This is a genomic window from Microvirga sp. P4_G7, from assembly GCF_056401005.1.
The window spans coordinates 1-3,624 of sequence record NZ_JBFUKD010000377.1 but is presented as its reverse complement, the minus strand read 5'-3'; the positions used below and the strand labels follow the sequence as shown (position 1 = coordinate 3,624).

Annotated in this window: 4 protein-coding genes; 3 read left to right on the top strand and 1 reads right to left on the bottom strand. The window is 62.1% G+C overall.

From position 1 onward, the window contains the following. A partial coding sequence (locus AC1DT3_RS14925) for a DNA polymerase IV (RefSeq protein ID WP_477466031.1) occupies positions 1-1,085 on the top strand: 1,085 nt, incomplete at its 5' end. Here the strand turns inward: AC1DT3_RS14925 and AC1DT3_RS14920 are convergent. Further along, a complete protein-coding gene (locus AC1DT3_RS14920; protein WP_477466030.1) occupies positions 1,076-1,906 on the bottom strand; it encodes a cell envelope integrity EipB family protein in 831 nt (276 codons plus the stop codon). The two genes, AC1DT3_RS14925 and AC1DT3_RS14920, sit on opposite strands and share 10 nt — an antisense overlap. 158 nt (positions 1,907-2,064) lie before the next feature. Here AC1DT3_RS14920 and AC1DT3_RS14915 point away from each other — a divergent pair, with 158 nt between their 5' ends. Both AC1DT3_RS14915 and AC1DT3_RS14910 read left to right on the top strand, forming a co-directional pair. Then, positions 2,065-2,535 carry a RidA family protein gene (locus AC1DT3_RS14915; RefSeq protein ID WP_477466029.1) on the top strand — a complete coding sequence of 157 codons (471 nt, stop codon included), beginning with the start codon at positions 2,065-2,067 and terminating at the stop codon, positions 2,533-2,535. Beyond that, on the top strand, positions 2,532-3,284 hold the full coding sequence (locus tag AC1DT3_RS14910) for a glycerophosphodiester phosphodiesterase family protein (protein WP_477466028.1): 753 nt from the start codon (positions 2,532-2,534) through the stop codon (positions 3,282-3,284). The genes AC1DT3_RS14915 and AC1DT3_RS14910 overlap by 4 nt, the downstream gene beginning before the upstream one ends. The last annotated feature ends 340 nt before the right edge of the window (positions 3,285-3,624 follow it).

Genomic DNA, 3,624 nt, shown 5'->3' with positions numbered 1-3,624 from the left:
AGCCGGTGATCATCGGCGGCGGAAAGCGCGGCGTCGTCTCCACCTGCTGCTACGTCGCCCGGACATATGGCGTGCGCTCGGCCATGCCCATGTTCAAGGCCCTGAAGGCCTGTCCCCACGCGGTCGTCATCAAGCCCAACATGGAAAAGTATCGGATCGCGGCGCACGCCGTCCGGGACATCATGTTCGAGATGACGCCCCTGGTGGAACCGGTCTCCATCGACGAAGCCTTCCTCGATCTGTCGGGTACGGAGCGTCTCCACCACGCGAGTCCGGCCCTGACTCTCGCCCGGTTCGCGAAGCGCGTGGAGGACGAGGTCGGCATCAGCATTTCCGTGGGCCTCTCCTACAACAAGTTTCTCGCCAAGGTCGCTTCCGACCTCGCCAAACCGCGCGGGTTCTCGATCATCGGTCGCGATGAGGCGGCTGCGTTTCTTGCGGACAAGCCCGTATCGATCATTCCAGGGATCGGCGCTGCGGCCCAGGCGCGGCTGGAGAAAGCCGGCGTCACATTGGTGGGCCATCTGCGCGATATTCCCCAACGGACTCTATTCGAGGCCCTGGGCCGCGACGCACAGCGGCTCGCCCGCCTTGCCGTCGGCCAGGACGAGCGCAGCGTAAAGGTCGAGCGCGAAACCAAGAGCGTGTCGGCCGAGACGACCTTCAACGTCGATCTGAAATCCTTCGAGGATCTGGAACCCATCCTCTGGCGGCTTGCCGAGAAAGTTTCTCACAGGCTGAAGGATGCGGAACTCGCCGGGCAGAGCGTCACCCTCAAACTCAAGGATTCGGAGTTTCGCCTTCTCACCCGAACACGCTCGGGTTTTGCGCCGACGCAACTGGCGGCGCGGCTTTTCGAGCCGGCGCGGCAATTGTTGAAAGCAGCCTGCGACGGCACGGCCTACCGGCTGATCGGCATCGGCGCGGCGGATTTGTGCGAAGCGGCGGAAGCCGACAAAGGCGATCTCGCCGATCAGAGCGTCGTCCGGCAAGTGAAGATGGAGAGCGCCATCGACCGCATCCGCGACAAATTCGGAACCGACGCCCTGCAAAAGGGAATCGCCCTTAGAGGTCGTCAGCGCTGACAGGTCGAGGGCGGCATTAGATCCAATGTCTTCAACTCGCCCTTCAGGGCGAAGTCGCCGTAATCGAGTTTGAGCGCCCGGCTGATCCCGTTCTCATAGAGATCGAATGAAATGATGTAGGCCGGATTGCGATCGCCACGTCCTTCCGGGAAATAGCTGATGGTCACAGGCCAGCGCGCCTGGTTCGCCACCGCCTCCTGTTTGGCGGCTTCCTCCAAATTCGCGGTCGAACCGGCATCGATCTTCCGACCGATCAGCGCCAGCGTATCGTAGACTTTCTTGCCGTCGTCCGAGCCGTCATAGACCTTCACGCTGAGCGTGGTGGCGCCCGTCCGCGCGGCTTCGATGAGTTTCTTGACGTGTTCGGTCGGGAAAATGGTCCGGCCGCCGGCGGCGAAAGCCTCGCGCTTCGGCTGCTTCAGGTTGACCGCGAGCGAACCGTCCGACTTGAGGTTGGCGTCGCCGTCGACATTGTCCTTGTTGATGCCTTCCATCGTCGATTCGATGCGAAACCGCATCGAGGCGCCATCGCCGGCCTCATAGGTCGCGGTGCGGACATCGAGGGTGCGCGAGCCCGTCTCGGTGCTGTTGAGAACGGTCACCTGCCGGTACTTCATCGTATACCCGTCGCAGGCGTCTCCGCCGAATTCGAGTGCGATGCGGCCCCTGGCGCTGTCGAGCCCACGCATGCCACCCGAGCGGGAGAGCGAGATGTCATAGACGGCGCGATGGGGAACCAGGTGAACCGGAGCCGGCGTTTGCGCCGACGCAGATGACGCCAGTCCCAAGAGGACACCCGACAGCAGAGTCAAACCACGCATGAGATTTCCTTGTTCGAGCTGTGCAGGATAGGCGCGTCGACCGGACGCCGCAACGTCCGGCTTGCGTCTCGTTCGACGATCCGCCAAAGCTTGGGCGACCAGAAGCGCCGAAGAGGCCGATCCAGACAGGCGTGTTGGCGAAGGAAGAGACCCGTTAGATGAGCACGGTAGAAAAGAGACTGCAGGAACTCGGCATTTCACTGCCGACCCCGGCTGCGCCGGTGGCGAATTATGTGCCTTTCGTCCGCACCGGGAACCTGATTGTGATTTCAGGACAGCTTTGCCTGGGCGTCGACGGCAAGCTGAACGATGCACACAAGGGCAAGGTGGGCTCCGTGGTGTCCCCCGAAGCCGGCTTCGCGGCCGCGCGGAATTGCGCCATCAACCTGATCGCGCAATTGCGCGCAGCGGTCGGCGATCTCGACAAGGTCGTTCGTGTCGTCCGTTTGGGCGGCTTCATCAATGCCGCGCCATCCTTCGTTACGCTCGCGTCCGTCATGAACGGCGCCTCGGACCTGATGGTCGAAGTGTTCGGCGACAAGGGTCGCCATGCCCGCTCTACGGTGGGTGTCGCAGAATTGCCGCTCGACGTAGCGGTGGAAGTCGAAGGAATGTTTGAAGTCCAATGAGCACACCGAGCTGGCTTGTCGCGAAGCCGATCGCCCATCGCGGCCTGCATGACAAAACCAACGGCATCATCGAGAACACCCTCTCGGCGGCGGAGGCGGCGATCGCGCACGGCTTCCCGATCGAGCTTGACGTACAGCTCACGGCCGACAACGAAGCCATCGTCTTCCACGATTTCGACCTCGATCGTCTCACCGGCGACAAGGGCCGCGTTGTCGAGCGCAAGCTCTCCGACCTCACGCCCATCGCCATCACCGGCGCCAAGGGTGGAGATAAGATTCCTTCGTTGAAGGTTTATCTCGACAAGATTGCCGGACGCGTGCCGCTCGTCATCGAGATCAAGAGCAAGTTCAACGGCGACATGACGCTGACCAAGCGTGTCTGCGAGATCGTCGCGGATTACAAAGGCCCGTTCGTGATCAAGTCTTTCGATCCCGACATCGTCGAGACTGTTCGCAAGATCGCGCCGAACGTCTGCCGCGGCATCATCGCGGAACTGCACTATGCATCGAAGACGGACGACATCTTGTCGACGGAGCAGAAGTACAAGCTCGCGAATCTTCTGCATTTCGCCGACTCGCAGCCGAACTTCATCTCGTGGCACGTGAAGGATTTGCCGGCAGCCGGCCCGTATCTTGCCAAGCTCCTCGGCAATATCCCGGTCATGACCTGGACGGTGCGCAATCCGGAAGACCGCGCCCGCGCCGAAAAGTACGCGGACCAGATGGTCTTCGAAGGCTTCATGCCTTGATCAACGTCTGAGCACGCCCGGAGGCCCAAAGCGTCTCCGGGCGGCTGGCGGCTATGAGCTGGCCGTCTGGTCCGAGGCGACTGCGACCGCGTGAACGTCGTTTGAGTCGTCGGTGCGCTTGCCAGGGTCGCGGTGCGCTCTTACCTAGAGATGGTCAGCGGCGAGATCCTTCGACCCAGTGCCTTTCCAGATCAAAATCGCACAAGGCTTAGGCGCAGTCCCGGCCGCGGCTTGGGATTCCTGCGCTCGCTCGACGGACGAGGGTTCGGATCCGTTCAATCCCTTTGTCACGCACGCCTTTCTTTCCAGCCTCGAGGATTCCGGCTGCGTCGCCAAGACC

Excerpts from the sequence above, each read along its gene's own strand:
- AC1DT3_RS14920 (WP_477466030.1), bottom strand. The coding sequence starts at position 1,906 with ATGCGTGGTTTGACTCTGCTGTCGGGTGTCCTCTTGGGACTGGCGTCA.
- AC1DT3_RS14915 (WP_477466029.1), top strand. The coding sequence starts at position 2,065 with ATGAGCACGGTAGAAAAGAGACTGCAGGAACTCGGCATTTCACTGCCG.
- AC1DT3_RS14910 (WP_477466028.1), top strand. The coding sequence starts at position 2,532 with ATGAGCACACCGAGCTGGCTTGTCGCGAAGCCGATCGCCCATCGCGGC.